Below are 17,640 nucleotides of genomic sequence, written 5' to 3' on the forward strand. Positions count from 1 at the left end.
TTAAGGCGATGCCGCCCGGAGGATGGCCTGAAAAATAGCCTCGTCATCAGGCTGGCATAGTTTTACCATTGACGGCGAGCCCTGACCACTGGCACCGAGCAATGATTGTAAGCGGCTGGCGATACGCTCGTGTATTACTACAAACCTGCAACGCTGCCATGCCTGTTCAAGCCCGAAGCGACAAATATTAGCAAAAACCGCATCAACGCTCTCACTGCTGGTCAGCAAAAACACGCAAGGCCGCGCAGAAGACAAGGCCAGTGCCAACTGTTCGTGTTGATGATTGTTCCAGACAGCCGCTTCGCGACGGTAGACGGCCAGGCGATCCACCTTGACCCCAGCCTCTTCCAGCCGACTGCCTAGCCATTCTCGCCCGTGCTCGCCTCGTACTATCAAGGCCTTGTCGATGCTGTCTATACGCGTATTGAGCAATGACCAGAGATTTTCTGAGTCTTGCGGCTGCGTGGCGTCTGGGAACAGCACATTGCCAACTGGCACCACACCGGTTTCGGTAACAGCCATGGCGGTCGCAAGGCCCACAGCGGCGGCCAAGGTACCTGATGGCCACCGGACTGCTGACGGGGCCTGTGCCAACGCTCGCATATAAAGTGAAACGGCGCGACCGCTGACAAACACCACCAGATCATAGCGGGTTGGCGGCGGGACCACAAACCCGGGATCCAGAATGTCAGAAATGCACAAGGCAGGCAGGCAAATCGCATGCAGCCCCACAGCACCAAGGCGTTGGGCCAGCAACTGATTTTTATCTTGCGGCCTTGTCAGAACAACGCTGGCGTCAATGGTCGCGGCCATAGTGCCGTACTGGCTTCAGGCCAGGGAAGCTGGTAATTGCAGCTTGGCCAATATTTTGTCAGCCCCCTGCTCCAGCAAGGTTTGAGCCGCTTCGCACCCTAATTTTTCCGCCTGATCGGTCGGGCCTCTGGTTTCAGAAAAAAGTACGCACGAGCCGTCAGGCTCTGCCACAAGCGCCCGCACATGAAGCATGTCACCGTCGAGCTGCGCGTATGCGGCCAGCGGAACCTGACAAGAACCGCCCAGCGTTCGCGATACCGCTCTTTCAGCCAACGAGCAGGCAGTCGTGGTGTGATCACCCAGTGGGGCCAGCCAGCGCTGCAGATCAGTGTGCGATTCGAGCACTTCAATGCCAAGAGCGCCCTGGCCTGCCGCAGGCAGGCTTTGCTCTATCGACAGACAGCTTTTTATGCGTGCGCCCAGCCCGAGTCGGCGAAGGCCAGCAGCGGCAAGAATAATGGCGGCGTAGTCACCGTTATCAAGCTTGGATAAGCGCGTGTCAAGATTGCCCCGCAATGGCCGCACAACGAGATGCGGGTAGCGCTTGCGCAATTGAGACTCTCGCCTCAGGCTTGAGGTACCAACCACAGCGCCTGGTGGCAGTGCATCAAGACCTGCAAACTGGTTTGAAACAAAGGCGTCACGTGGATCGTCGCGTTCAAGTATGACAGACAGCAGAAAGGGGCTGTGCATGTCTACCGGCACATCTTTAAGTGAGTGCACGGCGATATCGGCACGGCCATCAAGCAGCGCAGTTTCGAGCTCTTTGATAAACAGCCCCTTGCCGCCAATTTTTGAGAGACTTCGATCAAGAATCTGGTCACCCCGGGTGGTCATGGTCAGCAGGCTGACCTCACAAAGGGGATAAAGCTGACGCAGGCGATCACGTACATGCTCGGCCTGCCACAGTGCGAGCCGGCTCGCACGTGTTGCGATGACCAGCTTTTTAGGTGTTTCTGACATAAACCCGCTAGCTGAAATAGTTAATAAGGACTACAAGAACAATACCGATAATGGCCAGAATGCCCAGCCCTTGCAGCAGCGAAAGACCCGATTCGTAAGGTTTCTTTCGGCTGGATGATTTAAACAGACCCATTTGCATTTTCCTTGGTGGGCGCTTTACGCAGCCCTACCCATTTTCCTATGGCAATGACGAGCACTGCACCGACGACATGTGCCGCATACAGGGCAGGTACAGTGATCTCACCGAATTGCTGGATGATGAAAATATCTGAGACCAGCATACCCCCTGCTATCCAACCCAGCAAGCCAGCACCGAACGTGACGACCAGGGGAAATCGGTCGATCAGCTTGAGAACCAATGTGCTGCCCCAGACAATGATAGGCACGCTGACGATAAGCCCGAAGATGACGTAGTACATCTGGTGATCGAGTTGCGTGCTTTGTGCAGCGCCAGCAATGGCAACAACATTGTCCAGGCTCATGATGAAGTCAGCGATAATAATGGTCTTGATCGCAGCCCAAACAGTGGTTCCGCCCTTGATGTTGCCATGCTCGTCTTCTTGGGGCACCAGCAACTTGATGCCTATCCACAACAACAGCGCGCCGCCAACTATCTTGAGAAATGGGATGGCAAGCAGGGTTAGCGCAAATGCAATCAGCAGCACTCGCAGTATGATAGCCCCTGCTGTCCCCCACAATATGCCCTGCATCCGCTTACTGTGCTCGAGCCCGCGACAGGCCAGTGCAATAACAACAGCATTGTCGCCGCCCAGAAGCACATCAATAAGAATGATCTGGAATACAGCGCCCCAATGAAGCGTTTGCAAGGTTTCGAGCATGGGCTTACCTGTGAAGGTTTGCGTCTTAACGGCGCATATAAGCGAAGAGAAAGGCCCCTGCGGGCCTTTCTTGTTACCTGAATGCCGTGATCAGAGTACTGACTTTAGCAGTTTCCCCATTTCGGATGGGTCACGCGTGGTACGAATACCGCACTCTTCCATGATTTTGAGCTTGGCATCAGCAGTATCGTCGCCGCCCGAGATCAGAGCGCCTGCATGGCCCATACGCTTGCCTGCCGGCGCCGTGACGCCCGCAATAAAGCCCACAACAGGTTTTTTCATGTTGTCTTTGGCCCAACGTGCAGCTTCAACCTCATCAGGACCACCGATTTCACCGATCATGACGACTGCGTCAGTTTCAGGATCATCGTTAAACATCTTGAGGATGTCGATGTGCTTGAGGCCGTTGATGGGGTCGCCACCAATACCGACAGCCGTGGATTGGCCCAGGCCCAGCTCGGTGAGCTGCGCTACGGCTTCGTAGGTAAGCGTACCTGAGCGGCTTACTACACCGATGCGACCTTTCTTGGAAATATGGCCCGGCATAATGCCGATCTTGATTTCGTCTGGTGTGATCAGGCCGGGGCAGTTAGGCCCGAGCAGCAGCGTTTTCTTGTTCTGGTCACGCATGCGGTTGCGCACTTCGAGCATGTCGCGAACAGGAATGCCTTCGGTAATGCAGATAACCAGATCCAGGTCGGCCTCAACGGCTTCCCAAATGGCTGCCGCAGCGCCTGCTGGTGGAACATAGATAACCGATACGGTTGCGCCAGTTGCCTCTTTGGCCTCTTTGACGGTTGCGAAAATCGGCACGCCCTCGAAGTTTTGCCCCGCTTTCTTGGGGTGCACGCCTGCAACAAATGCGTTTGCACCGTTGGCGTACTCGCGGCACATATGGGTGTGGAACTGCCCGGTCTTGCCGGTAATGCCCTGGGTAATGACTTTTGTGTCTTTGTTGATCAGAATCGACATGTAGAAATCCTCGGCTGTATTCTTATTTCGCTGCGGCAACGACTTTGGTCGCGGCTTCGGCCATGGTGTCGGCGCTGATGATAGGCAGACCTGATTCGGCTAGCAATTTCTTGCCCAGCGCTTCATTGGTGCCCTTCATGCGTACGACCAGCGGCACGTTCAGGTTGACCGCCTTGCATGCCGCAATAACACCTTCAGCAATGACGTCGCAGCGCATGATGCCGCCAAAAATATTGACCAGTATGGCCTTGACGCCTTCGTTGCCCAGCATGATCTTAAAGGCTTCGGTAACCTTTTCAGCTGTCGCGCCACCGCCCACGTCGAGGAAGTTGGCAGGCTCGCCACCGAACAATTTTATGGTGTCCATTGTGGCCATGGCCAGACCGGCACCGTTGACCAGGCAACCGATGTTACCGTCAAGCTGGATGTACGCCAGGTCATATTTGCTGGCTTCGATCTCGGCGGGGTCTTCTTCGGCCAGATCGCGGTACCCAACGATTTCTTCTTGGCGGTACAACGCGTTGGTGTCAAAATTAAATTTAGCATCAAGAGCGATAATGTCGCCCGAGCCTGTGAGTATCAACGGGTTGATTTCTGCCAGCGAAGCGTCGGTATCCCAATACACCTGGTACAGTTTCTGGAACTCGACAGCCGCTTTGGTCACGGAGGCTTCCGGAATACCAATGCCACGTGCAAGTTCGGCGGCTTCCTTATCAGTGAGGCCGGTTTTGGGGTCGACAAAAACCTTAAGGATTTTTTCGGGTGTGGCTTCGGCTACCTGTTCGATTTCCATACCGCCTTCGTTGGAGGCCATAACGCAAACGCGCTGTGAAGCACGGTCAGTTACGATGCCAACGTAGTATTCTTTCTTGATGTCAGCGCCTTCTTCGACGAGCAGGCGGTTGACTTTCTGGCCTTCTGGCCCAGTCTGATGGGTAATTAACTGCATGCCCAGAATTTCAGAGGCGAGTTGACGTACCTCGTCAATGGATCTGGCAAGCTTGACGCCACCACCCATGCCCCGGCCACCTGCATGAATTTGCGCCTTAACGACCCAAACCGGCCCGCCCAGCTTCTCAGCGGCAGCGACGGCTTCGTCAACGGAAAATGCAGGAAACCCGCGCGGCACGGTAACGCCATACTTCTTCAGCAGTTCCTTGCCTTGATACTCGTGAATTTTCATTTGTTACCTGTCTGAACATAGAGAAAGAAAAACGTGCCAGAACCCATAACCCGCTGGCCCGCCGATGGATGTGCCCCTACACGCATTTCGCCTTAACCTTGGGCGTGACATACCACTGGGGGTAGTACTCGCGCGCAACTTCACCGTCGAGTCTGAGCGCATGACACCCCTCAAGCTGAAACGGACGCCTGGTGTCACCGACCTCTTTGCGCTTCTGATGCCGCTGGTTTGCCATAGTTTGAACAGCCACCGTTGGCAATACAAAAGATAACTCGGTTAAGTGCGTACAGCCCGCCACACGCCCAAAACGTTCTTTAACAGCGTTTCTGAAATTGCGCAAAAGATTCATGCCGGCAAGCTGCCCATAATCGGGCGTAATCGCCGTGCAGTTCTGATTGTAGGGGGCAGCGTCGTAAGCGGCCACGGCCTTGACGATAGTAAATTGCTCGTCAATAGTGATGCGCAAATGCATGTGGTGAAAAGGCACTCCGGCGCGTTGAATCGCGCCGGAGTGTTTGGAATAATCGTAAGCCTTGAAATCAATGAGTTCGGCTTCGATATCCCAAAGGCCGTCGTCCCGTGCGAACGAGTTCACACGAATAGAGCGTGTATGTAGCGGCTCGCGCGCAGTATCGGGAGGAGGCAATGGCATTTAGGGGTAGTTACGTATAGGACGAAAAACCCTTTAAGTATAGCGCAGTGTTTCGGCTGCTTTCACCATGGCTGTCAACGCGGCACGTGTCTCGGCCCAACCACGCGTTTTCAGGCCGCAATCGGGATTAACCCACAACTGTTCAGCAGGCAGTTTTGTAGCCGCCTTTTTCATCAGATCAACCATCCAGTCAAGGGCCGGGATGTTGGGCGAATGAATATCATAAACACCAGGCCCAATATCATTTGGATAATGAAAGTCTTCAAACGCCTGCAGCAACTCCATGTTGGAGCGTGACGTCTCAATGGTAATGACATCAGCATCCATAGCCGCTATCGACTCGATGATGTCATTAAATTCGGAGTAACACATGTGCGTGTGTATCTGCGTGTCGTCACGCACCCCGCTGGTTGAAAGCTTGAAGCAGTCTACCGCCCAGTCGAGATACGTTTGCCAGTCAGCACGGCGCAAGGGCAAACCTTCGCGGAAAGCCGGCTCGTCGATCTGAATGGCGGCAATGCCCGCCGCCTCAAGGTCATTGACTTCGTCTCGCAACGCGAGTGCAAGCTGGCGGCACGTGGTTTCACGTGGCTGATCATCGCGCACGAAAGACCACTGCAATATGGTTACTGGCCCTGTCAGCATGCCTTTGACCGGCTTTTTGGTAAGCGACTGCGCATAGGCCGACCAGGCTACCGTCATGGCAGCAGGGCGCGCTACATCACCAAAAATGACGGGAGGCTTTACACAACGCGAACCGTAGCTCTGCACCCACCCATTTTGGGTAAATGCGAAACCACCCAACAGTTCGCCGAAGTATTCGACCATATCGTTGCGTTCTGGCTCGCCGTGTACCAGCATGTCGAGACCGATTTCTTCCTGAAAACGGACAACGCGCTCAATCTCTTCACGCATGGCCTTTTCGTAGGCGGCATCACCCAACACGCCCTGCTTCCAGTCGCGGCGCTGTTTGCGAATCTCTATGGTCTGTGGAAAAGAGCCTATGGTTGTGGTCGGAAATGCGGGCAACCCAAGCCGCTCTTTCTGAAGAACGATGCGGGATGAAAACGGCGCACGAGTGCGCGAAACTGCATCTGACTGGGCGAGGCGTTGCTGCACCACGACGTTATGAATGCGTTTGGACGAGCGACGTGCCTGCAGAGCGTCACGCTGCTGCTGCAGCGCTTTGGCAATAGCGGGGTCGTCGGTACCCGAAACGGATGCAGCAAGCAGACGAAGTTCATCAAGCTTCTGGGTGGCAAACGAAAGCCAGCTTTTGAGTTCGGCGTCCAGAGCCTGCTCGGCATCAAGATCAACAGGTACGTGCAGCAGTGAGCAAGAAGGCGCCAGCCACAGTTTGTCACCACGCTGACTGACCAGGCTACCCAGTTTTTCTGTAAGTGCGTCGAGGTCTGAGCGCCAGATATTTCGGCCATCAATTACGCCCACCGAGAGCACTTGCTGCGCATCAAGCACCTGAAGCACGCTTTCGAGTTGCTCGGGAGCACGTACGAGATCGACGTGCACGCCTTGCACGGGCAAGCCTTTGAGCACACTTACGTTATCTTGCAGGCTTTCAAAATAGGTGGCCAGCAAGATCGACACACCGTTTGCTGACAAGGTTTGGTACACACGGCCAAATGCCTGCTTCCAGGCATCGGGCAAGTCTTGAACAAGAATTGGCTCGTCGATCTGTACCCACTCAACCCCCAGCGTGTGCAAGCGTTCGAGCACCTCGGCATAGACAGGCAAGAGGTTGTCGAGCAATGCCAGCTTGGCCGGGTCGCCAGCACCCTGCGCGAATGCATCACCTTTGCCCAGCCAAAGCCAGGTCAAGGGGCCTGGAATAACAGGCTTGACGGGGTGGCCCAACTCGATCGCTTCACGAACCTGATCAAACAAGGCCTCGCGGGCGATGCGATAGGTTTGCTGGGGTACTAGCTCTGGCACGATATAGTGATAGTTGGTGTCAAACCATTTGGTCATTTCGCACGCGGCCGCTGGTGTACCCGATGGTGCGCGGCCACGCGCCATGCGAAAAAGCGTATCAAGCGCGACGGGCTGATCAGAGGGCTGACCAAAGCGGGCGGGCACGGCACCCAACAGCGTGGTCCATTCAAGCACATGGTCATACCAGGCAAAATCACCCACAGGAACAAGTGACAAACCGCTGCGGGCCTGAGTCTCCCAGTGCCGCGCGCGCAACTCACGCCCTACGGTTTCGAGTTCTTGCTGATTGATGTCGCCAGCCCAGTAAGCCTCTTGCGCGCGTTTGAGCTCGCGTTGGACGCCTATGCGCGGAAAACCTAAATTATGAGTAAACGTCACGTTAAACCACCATTGATTGAATAAATTGTTCAGGAATCCATTGTGCCCGTATAATTTGTTGAATCAAAATCAAATACACCATGTATAAAATGAATTCTACTCATATTAATGCTCGATCAGGCCCAAGAAAACATAGCCGGCTCACTCTGCCAATTGCAGTGGGTGTCTTTTGCGCATTAAGTGGCGTCTTCCATGCTTGAAGTCCGCCATCTCGAAACACTAAGTGCCATACGCGACGCAGGCAGCCTGCAAGAGGCGGCCGAAAGACTGCATGTCACTCAGTCGGCACTGTCTCACCAACTGCGTGACCTGGAAGTAAGGCTTAAAACTCCGTTGTTAAACCGACGTACGCGCCCCGCCCGCCTGACTACGGCGGGTCTGCGTGTACTGGCGCTGGCAGACGAAGTACTGCCGCGTATCAAGGCCACTGAGCGTGAACTGCAACGTCTTGCTGCTGGGCGCACAGGCCGGTTGCACCTGGCCATAGAGTGCCACTCTTGCTTTCAGTGGCTTATGCCGGCACTCGACGCCTTCCGGCTGGGCTGGCCCGACGTCGAACTGGATCTATCGGCGGCGTTTTCCTTTGCGCCCTTGCCTGCCTTGGTTAGGGGCGACCTTGACGTGGTCATTACTTCAGACCCGCAAATTAATCCTGCAGTTGAATATGTGCCACTGTTCAAATATGAACTGGTGCTTGCCGTAGCAGCGGCCAACCCGCTGTCGCAATACAAATATATTGAGCCCCAGCAACTGGCTGATCAGGTATTAATTACCTACCCAGTCGAACGCGAACGACTTGATGTCTTTACGGCATTTCTGGAACCTGCAGACGTCGAGCCGGCCGCAATACGCAAGGCTGAACTAACGCCTGTGATTGCGCAGCTAATTGCCAGCCAGCGTGGTGTGGCCGCCCTGCCAAATTGGGCATTGACTGAATACTTAAACCAGGGCTGGCTGCGCATCTGCCATTTGGGTGAACATGGGGTATGGCGTACGCTTTATGCGGCAATACGCACCGAAGACATGGAGGCAGACTACGTGCGTGCCTTTTTGACGCAGGCACGTGATACGTGTTTTAAGACCTTGTCGGGCATTAAAAGCGCGAAATAATACGCTGCACAAGAGACTGCTACTGGCCGTACGGTATGTCACCCAGAATACGGCGTATGGTCTCGGGATCGAACCCGCGCGAGCCGAGAAAACGAAACTGCCGTGCGTACTCTTTGGAATCGGCAGGCAGCTGATCGAATTTTTTTTGCCATACGGCCTGAGCGCGCTCTAGCTCGGTTTGGCGCAGTTGCTCGCCGATACGGCTGATCGCATCATCAGGCAGGCCATGCTGGCGCAGCTCTTGCACTATACGCTGTGTACCTTGCCGCTCGGCACGACGATTTACCAGACTTTGTGCAAAGCGTTGATCGGAAAGCCAGTTTTCGCGCTCAAGATCATCGAGCAAAGCCTCAAGCGACTCACGTTCTTCAGCGTAAGGCAATAACTTGCGCTGAAGTTCTGTGCGTGAATGCTCACGGCGTGACAAGTAGCCGATGGCCCTGGCCTTTAAGCTGGGGCCCGCTCTGCTTGAGCGTGACGCTTGGCGGCTACTGCGCTGAGAGGACGTGCGTGTATAAACCGAAGCTTCATCATCAGGCAGATCATGCTCGGTATCGTAACGACTGGTTGAGCGTGAAACCTGACCAGCCGCGCCATGTGCTGAATTATCAACGACAGCGCCGGCCCTGGGGCCGGCGACATCGGCCTGCGCCGAACCTGACGCAGCCCGGGCCCGCTCGCCCTTTAAGCCGCCCTGTCGGGCGGGTTTGTTGGCGAGCGTTTCGAAGTCATCGTCGTGGCGGGACATAGGCTACCGGGCAAACTGCCCTTTTTAGTCTTCGGACTGTGCCTCTGATTCGACAGGCACGGGCTTGCGCGCGGTGGCCGCTACCTGAGCCACAACGCCCAGACTTTCGCGCACCTTGTTTTCGATCTCGAATGCCATGTCGGGATGCTCTTTCAGGTACTCGCGGACATTGTCTTTGCCTTGCCCTATGCGCGTACCCGAGTAGCTAAACCATGACCCTGCCTTGTCGACAATGCCGGCCTGAACACCGAGATCAATGATTTCGCCTTCGCGGGAGATGCCAGCCCCATACATGATGTCGAACTCGGCTTGCTTGAACGGCGGCGCTACTTTGTTTTTAACAACTTTGACGCGGGTTTCGTTGCCAACGACTTCGTCGCCCTTTTTGATGGCGCCGATACGTCGAATGTCGAGACGCACTGTTGAATAAAACTTGAGTGCATTACCGCCGGTTGTGGTTTCGGGGCTGCCGAACATGACGCCGATTTTCATGCGGATTTGGTTAATGAAGATAACCATGCAATTGGCCCGCTTGATGTTGGCAGTAAGCTTACGCAGCGCCTGGCTCATGAGGCGAGCCTGCAGGCCGGGCAGCGAGTCGCCCATGTCGCCTTCGATTTCGGCCTTGGGCACCAGAGCGGCTACAGAGTCGATGACAATAAGGTCAACCGAGCCTGAGCGAACCAGCGCATCAGTGATCTCAAGCGCCTGCTCGCCAGTGTCGGGCTGCGAAATAAGAAGATCGTCAAGGTTTACGCCCAGCTTGGCGGCGTATTGAACGTCAAGCGCATGCTCGGCATCAATAAAGGCGCACGTACCACCGATTTTTTGCATTTCGGCAATAACTTGCAGTGTGAGTGTGGTTTTGCCCGAAGACTCTGGGCCGTAGATTTCGGTGACACGACCGCGTGGCAAACCCCCGACGCCGAGCGCAATATCAAGCCCCAGCGACCCGGTCGAGCAGATTTGAATGTCATGCGAGACCGAATTGTCGCCATAACGCATGACCGAGCCCTTACCAAACTGCTTTTCAATTTGGGAAAGTGCGGCAGCCAGCGCCTTGCTGCGTTCACCAGCGGTTTTGCTTTGTTTGTCGTCCATGGAGGTCCTTGGCTGAAAATGCGAGTGATTCAAAAGATGGCGCCAGATAACCTGGCGCCATGGATTGATGGGTAATGGGATTATTGCATCAAATTATACTGTACAAATAACCAGATATACAAAACAGGCATCTCGTTATCCCTGAGTGGTCTTACCGGGCAATACATGCCAGAATGGGATAACCCCATTTTGAGGGTATAACCCCTACCGACATGCGCATACTTATTGCAGAAGACGACAGTATTCTTGCTGACGGACTCTCCCGTTCATTGCGCTACGATGGCTACACCGTCGACGTCGTAAACGATGGCCACAGCGCAGATTGTGCACTGCAGCTGCAGGCTTTCGACCTGCTTATTCTCGACCTCGACCTGCCACGCATGCACGGCCTTACGGTGCTGCGCCAGCTGCGTCAGCGCAACACACCCTTACCGGTACTCATTCTAACGGCCGCCGACACGGTTGAGCAACGGGTCAAAGGGCTGGATCTTGGTGCCGACGATTATATGGCCAAGCCATTCGCGTTGTCTGAGCTTGAGGCTCGTGCTCGCGCACTGACCCGGCGCAGCGCCGGAACAAGCAGCACGTTACTCACGCACAAAAAGCTCAGCTTTGACCTTAATGGACGGACAGCCACTATTGCCGGCCAGCCACTTGAGCTTTCTGCGCGCGAAACCAGCTTGCTGGAGGTCTTTCTTTCACGCACCGGACGCATGATTAGCAAGAACCAGTTTGTCGATCTATTGTGCGAATGGGGCGACGAAGTTACCCCTAACGCGATCGAAGTCTACATACATAGACTGCGCAAAAAAATCGAACCCAGTGGGGCTCGTATCGTGACAGTGCGCGGCCTGGGCTATTGTCTGGAAACCCAAAATCGGGATGAATCGGTTACCGCCTGAAGGCGTACCGGCACTGCATGCTGATCGACCCCGACATCCTCGACCAGGCCCGCGAACAGGCCGACACAGGCTTCTCCTGGCATCGACCATTTCGACGCAAAAAAACCAAAAGCAATCGCTCTCTGCTGAACAAAATTATTCTTTGGATGTTCGGCCCGCTGTTTTTGCTCTGGACCATAGGTCTGGTCATCACGTATTTCATTGCACAGAATATTGCCAATGCACCTTATGACCGTGCACTGACTGACCATCTGCGTATGGTGCGACACGAGATTGAACAACAGAACATTCTTAAAGGCGCGCAGCTTTCGCCCTTCGTAATCAATCTGCTTCACGGCGACCCGGAGCACCTGATTTACTGGGACGTGCGCGATGCTAACGGCAACTCGTTGGATGGCAACCACGCCATTCCACTGCCCGCTAACTGGTCATATGACATGGATAAAGTGCGCGTGAACAACGAAAGCATGGACGGCCACAGCGTTCGCGTGGCCTACGTGTGGGGTGGTGTTGATTCGACCGGTCTACCGTATTTAACTGTTGTTGCGCAATCCAACCAAATGCGCGCACGTCTGCAGCAAGAGATTCTCACCGGCATGCTGACCCCGCAGCTTATTGTGCTGCCCCTGGCGGCATTGCTGGCGGGGCTGGGGCTGACCCAAGGGCTGGAGCCTCTTACTATCTTGCAGGAACGCATACGAGCTCGTCGGGCAAACGACACTTCACCGATCACGGCCGAGCTTGCTCCCGCTGAAATCGTACCCCTTATCGCCGCCATGAACAGCCTGCTTCAGCGCTTGACGGCAGCACATGAAACCCAGCGACGATTTGTATCCAATGCGGCCCATCAGTTAAAAACACCTCTGGCCGGTATGCGCACGCAGGCCGAACTCGCCCTGCGTGAACGCAGTCCTGAAAAAATGGATGCCAGCCTCCAGCAGCTTATACGTGGTTCAGATCGTGCCACGCGGCTGGTCAACCAGATGCTTGCACTGGCCCGCGCCGAGAACCCCGACAACCTCAGCGGGCTCGGGCTTGAGCAAATTGATCTCAACCCGCTTGCAGAACAGCAGTCTGCGCAATGGGTGGATACAGCCATTAATAAACACATCGACCTGGGCTTTGAGTGTGCACCTTTTCCCGTCCATATTCATGGCGACCCATTGATGCTCGCTGAAATGCTGAACAACCTCATTGAGAACGCCATTATCTACAGCACCAGTGGCGGCAAGGTCACCATACGAACGGGCGGCGACGCGCTGTCGGCCTATCTTGAGGTGGAGGACACTGGCCCAGGCATCCCGGTAGAGGAGCGTGAGCGCGTTTTTGATCGTTTCTATCGGGTTTTGGGCACCAACGTCGATGGAAGTGGCCTGGGGCTACCCATCGTGAAAGAAATTGCCGAATACCACGAAGCAACAGTCGAGTTTATGCCTACCTCGGGCGACTATGAGACCCACGCGAGAGGCACCAGAATAAGAGTGAGCTTTAGCCGCATCAAGAACTTGCCAAGCCAGACCCTGTGGCTTAAAAAACATCATATGTGAGGAGACGTAATGGAAAGGAGCATGGCCACGCCAGATGGCAGCACGCTCACGGGGGCCCCCGCAGCAACCGGTCGCCCCATGTCTGCCGAAGAGCGCAAGGTCATTTTCGCCTCCTCACTGGGAACCGTGTTTGAGTGGTATGACTTTTACCTCTACGGCTCCATGGCCTCCATTATTGCCTTGCATTTTTTTTCGGGGGTCAACCCAACTGCAGGCTTTATTTTTGCGCTGCTGGCATTTGCCGCGGGTTTTGCCGTGCGTCCCTTCGGCGCCCTGGTCTTTGGACGACTGGGCGATATGGTTGGCCGCAAATATACGTTTTTAATCACCATCCTGATTATGGGTATGTCCACGTTTCTGGTGGGCGTGTTGCCTTCGTATGCTTCCATCGGCATGGCTGCACCAGCGATCATGATCGGCCTGCGCCTGCTCCAGGGCCTGGCACTGGGCGGCGAATACGGTGGCGCCGCTACCTATGTGGCAGAGCATGCGCCTCAAAATCGCCGTGGCTTTTACACCAGCTGGATACAGACCACCGCCACCATGGGGCTCTTCTTGTCTTTAATTATCACGCTGGGCATACGACGCTCGCTCAGTGAAGAGGCTTTTCTAGACTGGGGTTGGCGCATTCCGTTTCTGATTTCTTCGGTACTGCTGATTATTTCGGTGTGGATACGCATGCGGCTGAATGAATCACCTGCTTTTCGAAAAATGAAGGCGGATGGAAGAGGGTCAAACGCGCCGATCAAGGAATCCTTCGGACAGTGGGGTAATCTTAAAATCGTTTTGCTTGCATTGGTGGGCTTGACGGCTGGCCAGGCCGTGATCTGGTATACGGGCCAGTTTTACGCCTTGTTTTTCCTGACGAAAACACTGGCTGTGGAGCCCAATACGGCGAGCGTAATGATCGCCCTGGGCCTGCTTCTGGGCACCCCATTTTTCGTGGTGTTTGGCGCACTTTCAGACCGCATTGGCCGCAAACCCATCATTATGGCCGGATGCCTTATTGCCGCTTTAAGCTATTTTCCTGTTTTCAAGGCAATTACCCACTTTGCCAACCCGGCGCTCGAACGCGCTCAGGCCACCGCTCCAGTCGTGGTAACCGCTGACCCTGCCACGTGTTCGTTTCAGTTCAATCTAATGGGTACTTCATCCTTCAATAGCTCGTGCGATATTCTCAAATCGTTTATGGCCAGCCGTGCCGTCAATTACACCAACGAGGCCGCTCCGCCGGGCACTGTTGCAAGAGTACGCATTGGCAACGACGAATACGAGTCGTTCGAAGGCCAGGAAATGAGTAAGGCCGACTATGCGTCGAAGTCAACCCAGCTGCGGCACGCGCTTACCGACGCCATACGCCAGCACGGCTATCCTGCAGCCGCCGACCCGTTGCAGATTAACTACGTGGCTGTCATCGGGCTGCTGACCTTTCTGGTGATACTGGTCACCATGGTGTATGGCCCGATAGCCGCCATGCTGGTGGAGATGTTTCCGACGCGTATTCGCTATACCTCGATGAGCCTGCCTTATCACATTGGCAACGGCTGGTTTGGCGGGTTTTTGCCACCCGCTGCATTTGCCATCGTAGCGGCCACTGGCAATAGCTATGACGGTCTGTGGTACCCCATTATTGTTGCGTCTATTACGCTTGTAGTGGGTACTCTCTTTGTCAAAGAAACCAAGGACAATGACATCAATGCCTGACGCTGCCTGATTCAGGCCTACGTCAGCCTATACGCCTAAAATCAACTCTATAGAAGGGGCTGCATGCAACACAGGCGTCTGATCCCCCGGCCTGGTTGCGCGACAACTCTTTTATCGCCTGTACTGTGCCCCCCGCAAGCTTTTTTAGCGCAGTACAGGTGCTTCTTCGAATGGCCCAATGCCAAAGGCATCCCGGGCCATTTTTTTTGGCCTCATAGCCGCCAACTACGCGCCAGGCTACTATCACTGCAGTTGAGTCTATGCGCTGCGCTTTCAAAGATATTCACACCCATGGCTAGTACAAGCACCGACACGGGTTCACTGCCACCGTGCAGGCCGACAGCTTTCAAATCGTGACAACTCTACACAAGCCCGGCAAAGCCAATCGCAAATAGGGCTTACAATCAACGGTCCGGTTTTCTGCCCAAGGGCGCGCCTGCCTGACAGGCTGGCACGCTCGGGCCATTCATCAAAGACATACGACATTATGTGGTTTAAAAATCTCAAAATTTACCGTCTGGCCTCCTCCTGGAAATGCACCCCAGACACCCTCGAATCAGCACTCGCCCAGCAGGCATTCAAGCCGGGCGGTAGCAGCGACATGCAAAGCCTGGGGTGGATACCTCCCCGCGAGGATAGCGGCCTGGTGTACGCGCTTGACGGTCAGTACCTGATTACGCTTAGGGCTGAAAAAAAATTGCTGCCCACCACCGTGATCAATCAGTTTGCCAAGGCCAAGGCACAAGAAATCGAAGAACAGCAAGGTTTCAAGCCTGGTCGCAAGCAGATGAAAGAAATCAAAGAGCAAGTCACTGACGCGCTTTTGCCCAAAGCGTTCAGTATTTATCGCGACACCCATGTGTGGCTGGATACTCGCAACCACTGGCTGATCATTGATGCGGCGGCCTCTGCAAAATGCGACGAAGTGCTGGGCTTGCTGGCCAAATGCCTAGACAGCTTTCCTGTGTCACCACTCTACGTTGAGGCCTCCCCGGCGGCCGCCATGACCGACTGGTTGATCAGCGATGAAGCGCCTGCTGGCTTTAGCATCGATCAAGACACCGAACTGCGCTCTACCAGCGACAGCGGCGCCACTGTACGCTATGTGCGCCAAAGCATTGAAATTGATGATGTCCGCAAGCACGTGCAGACAGGCAAGCAGTGCACCCGCCTGGCCATGACCTGGGCCGACCGTGTGTCGTTTGTGCTGACAGAAGCCCTGGACGTCAAGCGCGTAGCGCCTTTAGATGTGATCAAAGAAGGGCAAGACGCGTCATCGCATAACGAAGCCGAGCAATTTGACTCTGACTTTACGTTGATGTCGGGTGAGCTTGCCCGTCTTATTGACGCACTTATCGAGGCGCTGGGCGGCGAGCGCAAGCAAGACGTCGCGGCCTGAGCTTTACCGCTTTACACAAGCGGGCGCAGTGTTTTCTCTGCGCCCGCTTGTTGTGTACTGTTAGTACATACCGTGAAATACACTGTCATCGGGCCCTATGTGCGATGGGGGGCTCCAGGTAACGTCACGCAGAGAATGCTGCACCAGCCCTTCAACGCCCAGCAGCACTGCAAAAATGGCCATGCGCACCGGGATACCATTATCAGTTTGGCGGAATATGGCCAACCTGGGATCATGGTTTAGATCGACGCTAAGGTCATTGGCCCCTTCGCGGCTGTCACGCGGCAATGGGTGCATAACAATGACATCAGGCCCGCAACATTTGTCGACGATGGCTTTGTTAATTTGGAAGTCAGGTGTGTACCCTTCAAGCTCTTCGGCAGCAAATCGTTCTTTCTGCACCCTCGTCGCATAGATGACATCAGCGCCAACCAGGCCTGTTTCAAGCGAATGGGTTTGTTCGATGACATGCCCCCGCGTACTTGTCTCTTCGACAATGTAGTCGGGCATTTCGAGCCCTTTTGGTGAGATCAGGGTAAATTTAAGGCCGCGATAAAGCGCCAATAGTTTAATGAGCGAATGCACTGTGCGACCGTATTTAAGATCGCCTGCCAACGCAATATGTGCGCCGTCCAACAGTTTGCCCAACCGCGAGAATTCGGTAAGTATAGTGTACAGATCAAGCAATGCCTGACTGGGATGTTCACCAGGGCCGTCGCCCCCGTTGACCACGGGGATATTGGTCGCCCGTGCAAATTCGGCCACAGAGCCTTTCTCTGGGTGCCGTATTACCATGGCATCAACATAGCCGCTCATTACACGGCTGGTGTCGTAAATAGACTCGCCTTTGGCCATGGATGAAAACGTAAACCCGGTGGTATCGCACACTGAACCACCCAAACGGCAAAATGCTGCGCCAAAACTGACCCGGGTGCGTGTACTGGCCTCAAAAAACAGGTTACCAAGCACTGCACCCTCAAGTACACGCGAGATCTTTTGACGGCGTGCGATGGGCTGCATGTGGTCAGCGATGCGAAACAAGTCTTCAACCGACTCACGGCTAAACTGATCCACTGATAGCAGTTGGTGTTTGCCTTCGAACGCAATACGATTGCGCAAGGGCCCCGACTGCGCAGTGTTATGCGAATATTTTTGCAGCAGGCTTTCGTTTTCGACGATTTCAGTTACAAAGCGTGAAACGACCTCGGGCATGGCACGATATTCTTGTGACCCCTCAGGTAGCAACCAAGTGTCTAGCGCACGACGCTTGACGCCAATACGCCCCGCGAACACATCACGAGTGAGATTAAGGCGGCGCATCGCGTCGCGTAGAAATACCTGTTGCGAGACAGTCATGAGAAAACCCTGAAAATATACGC

16 protein-coding genes are annotated in these 17,640 nt (G+C 54.8%); 5 read left to right on the forward strand and 11 right to left on the reverse strand.

Annotated elements, in window-relative coordinates:
* The 8 genes from FQ179_RS07790 to metE form a co-directional block, all read right to left on the reverse strand.
* Nucleotides 1-813, reverse strand: coding sequence for a uroporphyrinogen-III synthase (locus FQ179_RS07790; RefSeq protein ID WP_149396625.1), 813 nt, complete (start codon nt 811-813; stop codon nt 1-3).
* Between the two features lie 15 nt (nt 814-828).
* Nucleotides 829-1,776, reverse strand: a complete 948-nt coding sequence (hemC, locus tag FQ179_RS07795) for a hydroxymethylbilane synthase (protein WP_149396626.1) — start codon at nt 1,774-1,776, stop codon at nt 829-831.
* Nucleotides 1,777-1,783: 7 nt separating this feature from the next.
* Nucleotides 1,784-1,909 (reverse strand): hypothetical protein, encoded by a 126-nt coding sequence (locus tag FQ179_RS22660; protein WP_255474878.1) that lies wholly within the window; start codon nt 1,907-1,909, stop codon nt 1,784-1,786.
* Nucleotides 1,896-2,615 carry a TerC family protein gene (locus FQ179_RS07800; RefSeq protein ID WP_149396627.1) on the reverse strand — a complete coding sequence of 240 codons (720 nt, stop codon included), beginning with the start codon at nt 2,613-2,615 and terminating at the stop codon, nt 1,896-1,898. Before FQ179_RS07800 ends, FQ179_RS22660 begins: the two co-directional genes overlap by 14 nt.
* Nucleotides 2,616-2,705: 90 nt before the next feature.
* Entirely contained in the window at nt 2,706-3,587 is an 882-nt protein-coding gene (sucD, locus tag FQ179_RS07805; RefSeq protein ID WP_137239928.1) for a succinate--CoA ligase subunit alpha, read from the reverse strand.
* Nucleotides 3,588-3,609: 22 nt separating this feature from the next.
* Nucleotides 3,610-4,770 carry an ADP-forming succinate--CoA ligase subunit beta gene (gene sucC / locus FQ179_RS07810; protein ID WP_149396628.1) on the reverse strand — a complete coding sequence of 387 codons (1,161 nt, stop codon included), beginning with the start codon at nt 4,768-4,770 and terminating at the stop codon, nt 3,610-3,612.
* A 76-nt stretch (nt 4,771-4,846) separates the two neighbouring features.
* Complete coding sequence (locus FQ179_RS07815) at nt 4,847-5,422, reverse strand: DUF2889 domain-containing protein (RefSeq protein WP_149396629.1); 576 nt, start codon at nt 5,420-5,422, stop codon at nt 4,847-4,849.
* Nucleotides 5,423-5,455: 33 nt separating this feature from the next.
* On the reverse strand, nt 5,456-7,750 hold the full coding sequence (metE, locus tag FQ179_RS07820) for a 5-methyltetrahydropteroyltriglutamate--homocysteine S-methyltransferase (RefSeq protein ID WP_149396630.1): 2,295 nt from the start codon (nt 7,748-7,750) through the stop codon (nt 5,456-5,458).
* Nucleotides 7,751-7,942: 192 nt separating this feature from the next.
* Between metE and FQ179_RS07825 the strand changes: the two genes are divergently transcribed.
* Nucleotides 7,943-8,860 (forward strand): LysR family transcriptional regulator, encoded by a 918-nt coding sequence (locus FQ179_RS07825; protein ID WP_149396631.1) that lies wholly within the window; start codon nt 7,943-7,945, stop codon nt 8,858-8,860.
* A gap of 19 nt (nt 8,861-8,879) precedes the next feature.
* Here FQ179_RS07825 and recX read toward each other — a convergent pair whose 3' ends face one another.
* Together recX and recA are read right to left on the reverse strand one after the other, a co-directional pair.
* Nucleotides 8,880-9,608 carry a recombination regulator RecX gene (gene recX / locus FQ179_RS07830; protein WP_149396632.1) on the reverse strand — a complete coding sequence of 243 codons (729 nt, stop codon included), beginning with the start codon at nt 9,606-9,608 and terminating at the stop codon, nt 8,880-8,882.
* 24 nt (nt 9,609-9,632) lie between these two features.
* Nucleotides 9,633-10,709: a recombinase RecA gene (gene recA, locus FQ179_RS07835; protein WP_149396633.1), complete on the reverse strand. Its 1,077-nt coding sequence runs from the start codon at nt 10,707-10,709 to the stop codon at nt 9,633-9,635.
* Nucleotides 10,710-10,921: 212 nt separating this feature from the next.
* Here recA and FQ179_RS07840 point away from each other — a divergent pair, with 212 nt between their 5' ends.
* The 4 genes from FQ179_RS07840 to FQ179_RS07855 all read left to right on the forward strand — a co-directional run bounded on the left by FQ179_RS07840 (nt 10,922) and on the right by FQ179_RS07855 (nt 16,261).
* Nucleotides 10,922-11,611, forward strand: coding sequence for a response regulator (locus FQ179_RS07840; RefSeq protein WP_149396634.1), 690 nt, complete (start codon nt 10,922-10,924; stop codon nt 11,609-11,611).
* Nucleotides 11,612-11,628: 17 nt separating this feature from the next.
* On the forward strand, nt 11,629-13,158 hold the full coding sequence (locus tag FQ179_RS07845; protein ID WP_149396635.1) for a sensor histidine kinase: 1,530 nt from the start codon (nt 11,629-11,631) through the stop codon (nt 13,156-13,158).
* Nucleotides 13,159-13,236: 78 nt separating this feature from the next.
* Entirely contained in the window at nt 13,237-14,862 is a 1,626-nt protein-coding gene (locus FQ179_RS07850; protein WP_370459856.1) for an MFS transporter, read from the forward strand.
* Between the two features lie 487 nt (nt 14,863-15,349).
* Nucleotides 15,350-16,261, forward strand: a complete 912-nt coding sequence (locus tag FQ179_RS07855; RefSeq protein WP_149396636.1) for a recombination-associated protein RdgC — start codon at nt 15,350-15,352, stop codon at nt 16,259-16,261.
* A 60-nt stretch (nt 16,262-16,321) separates the two neighbouring features.
* Here FQ179_RS07855 and FQ179_RS07860 read toward each other — a convergent pair whose 3' ends face one another.
* Nucleotides 16,322-17,617 (reverse strand): aspartate carbamoyltransferase, encoded by a 1,296-nt coding sequence (locus FQ179_RS07860; protein WP_149396637.1) that lies wholly within the window; start codon nt 17,615-17,617, stop codon nt 16,322-16,324.
* Nucleotides 17,618-17,640 lie beyond the last annotated feature (23 nt).

This window comes from Pusillimonas sp. ANT_WB101, from assembly GCF_008369125.1.
Classification (GTDB): domain Bacteria; phylum Pseudomonadota; class Gammaproteobacteria; order Burkholderiales; family Burkholderiaceae_B; genus Allopusillimonas.

Coding starts and splice junctions, on each gene's coding strand:
- FQ179_RS07815 (WP_149396629.1), bottom strand. CDS start 5,422: ATGCCATTGCCTCCTCCCGATACTGCGCGCGAGCCGCTACATACACGC.
- FQ179_RS07850 (WP_370459856.1), top strand. CDS start 13,237: ATGTCTGCCGAAGAGCGCAAGGTCATTTTCGCCTCCTCACTGGGAACC.
- FQ179_RS07790 (WP_149396625.1), bottom strand. CDS start 813: ATGGCCGCGACCATTGACGCCAGCGTTGTTCTGACAAGGCCGCAAGAT.
- FQ179_RS07860 (WP_149396637.1), bottom strand. CDS start 17,617: ATGACTGTCTCGCAACAGGTATTTCTACGCGACGCGATGCGCCGCCTT.
- FQ179_RS07840 (WP_149396634.1), top strand. CDS start 10,922: ATGCGCATACTTATTGCAGAAGACGACAGTATTCTTGCTGACGGACTC.
- sucD (WP_137239928.1), bottom strand. CDS start 3,587: ATGTCGATTCTGATCAACAAAGACACAAAAGTCATTACCCAGGGCATT.
- sucC (WP_149396628.1), bottom strand. CDS start 4,770: ATGAAAATTCACGAGTATCAAGGCAAGGAACTGCTGAAGAAGTATGGC.
- FQ179_RS07825 (WP_149396631.1), top strand. CDS start 7,943: ATGCTTGAAGTCCGCCATCTCGAAACACTAAGTGCCATACGCGACGCA.
- recA (WP_149396633.1), bottom strand. CDS start 10,709: ATGGACGACAAACAAAGCAAAACCGCTGGTGAACGCAGCAAGGCGCTG.
- FQ179_RS07800 (WP_149396627.1), bottom strand. CDS start 2,615: ATGCTCGAAACCTTGCAAACGCTTCATTGGGGCGCTGTATTCCAGATC.
- hemC (WP_149396626.1), bottom strand. CDS start 1,776: ATGTCAGAAACACCTAAAAAGCTGGTCATCGCAACACGTGCGAGCCGG.
- FQ179_RS07845 (WP_149396635.1), top strand. CDS start 11,629: ATGCTGATCGACCCCGACATCCTCGACCAGGCCCGCGAACAGGCCGAC.
- recX (WP_149396632.1), bottom strand. CDS start 9,608: ATGTCCCGCCACGACGATGACTTCGAAACGCTCGCCAACAAACCCGCC.
- FQ179_RS07855 (WP_149396636.1), top strand. CDS start 15,350: ATGTGGTTTAAAAATCTCAAAATTTACCGTCTGGCCTCCTCCTGGAAA.
- FQ179_RS22660 (WP_255474878.1), bottom strand. CDS start 1,909: ATGGGTCTGTTTAAATCATCCAGCCGAAAGAAACCTTACGAATCGGGT.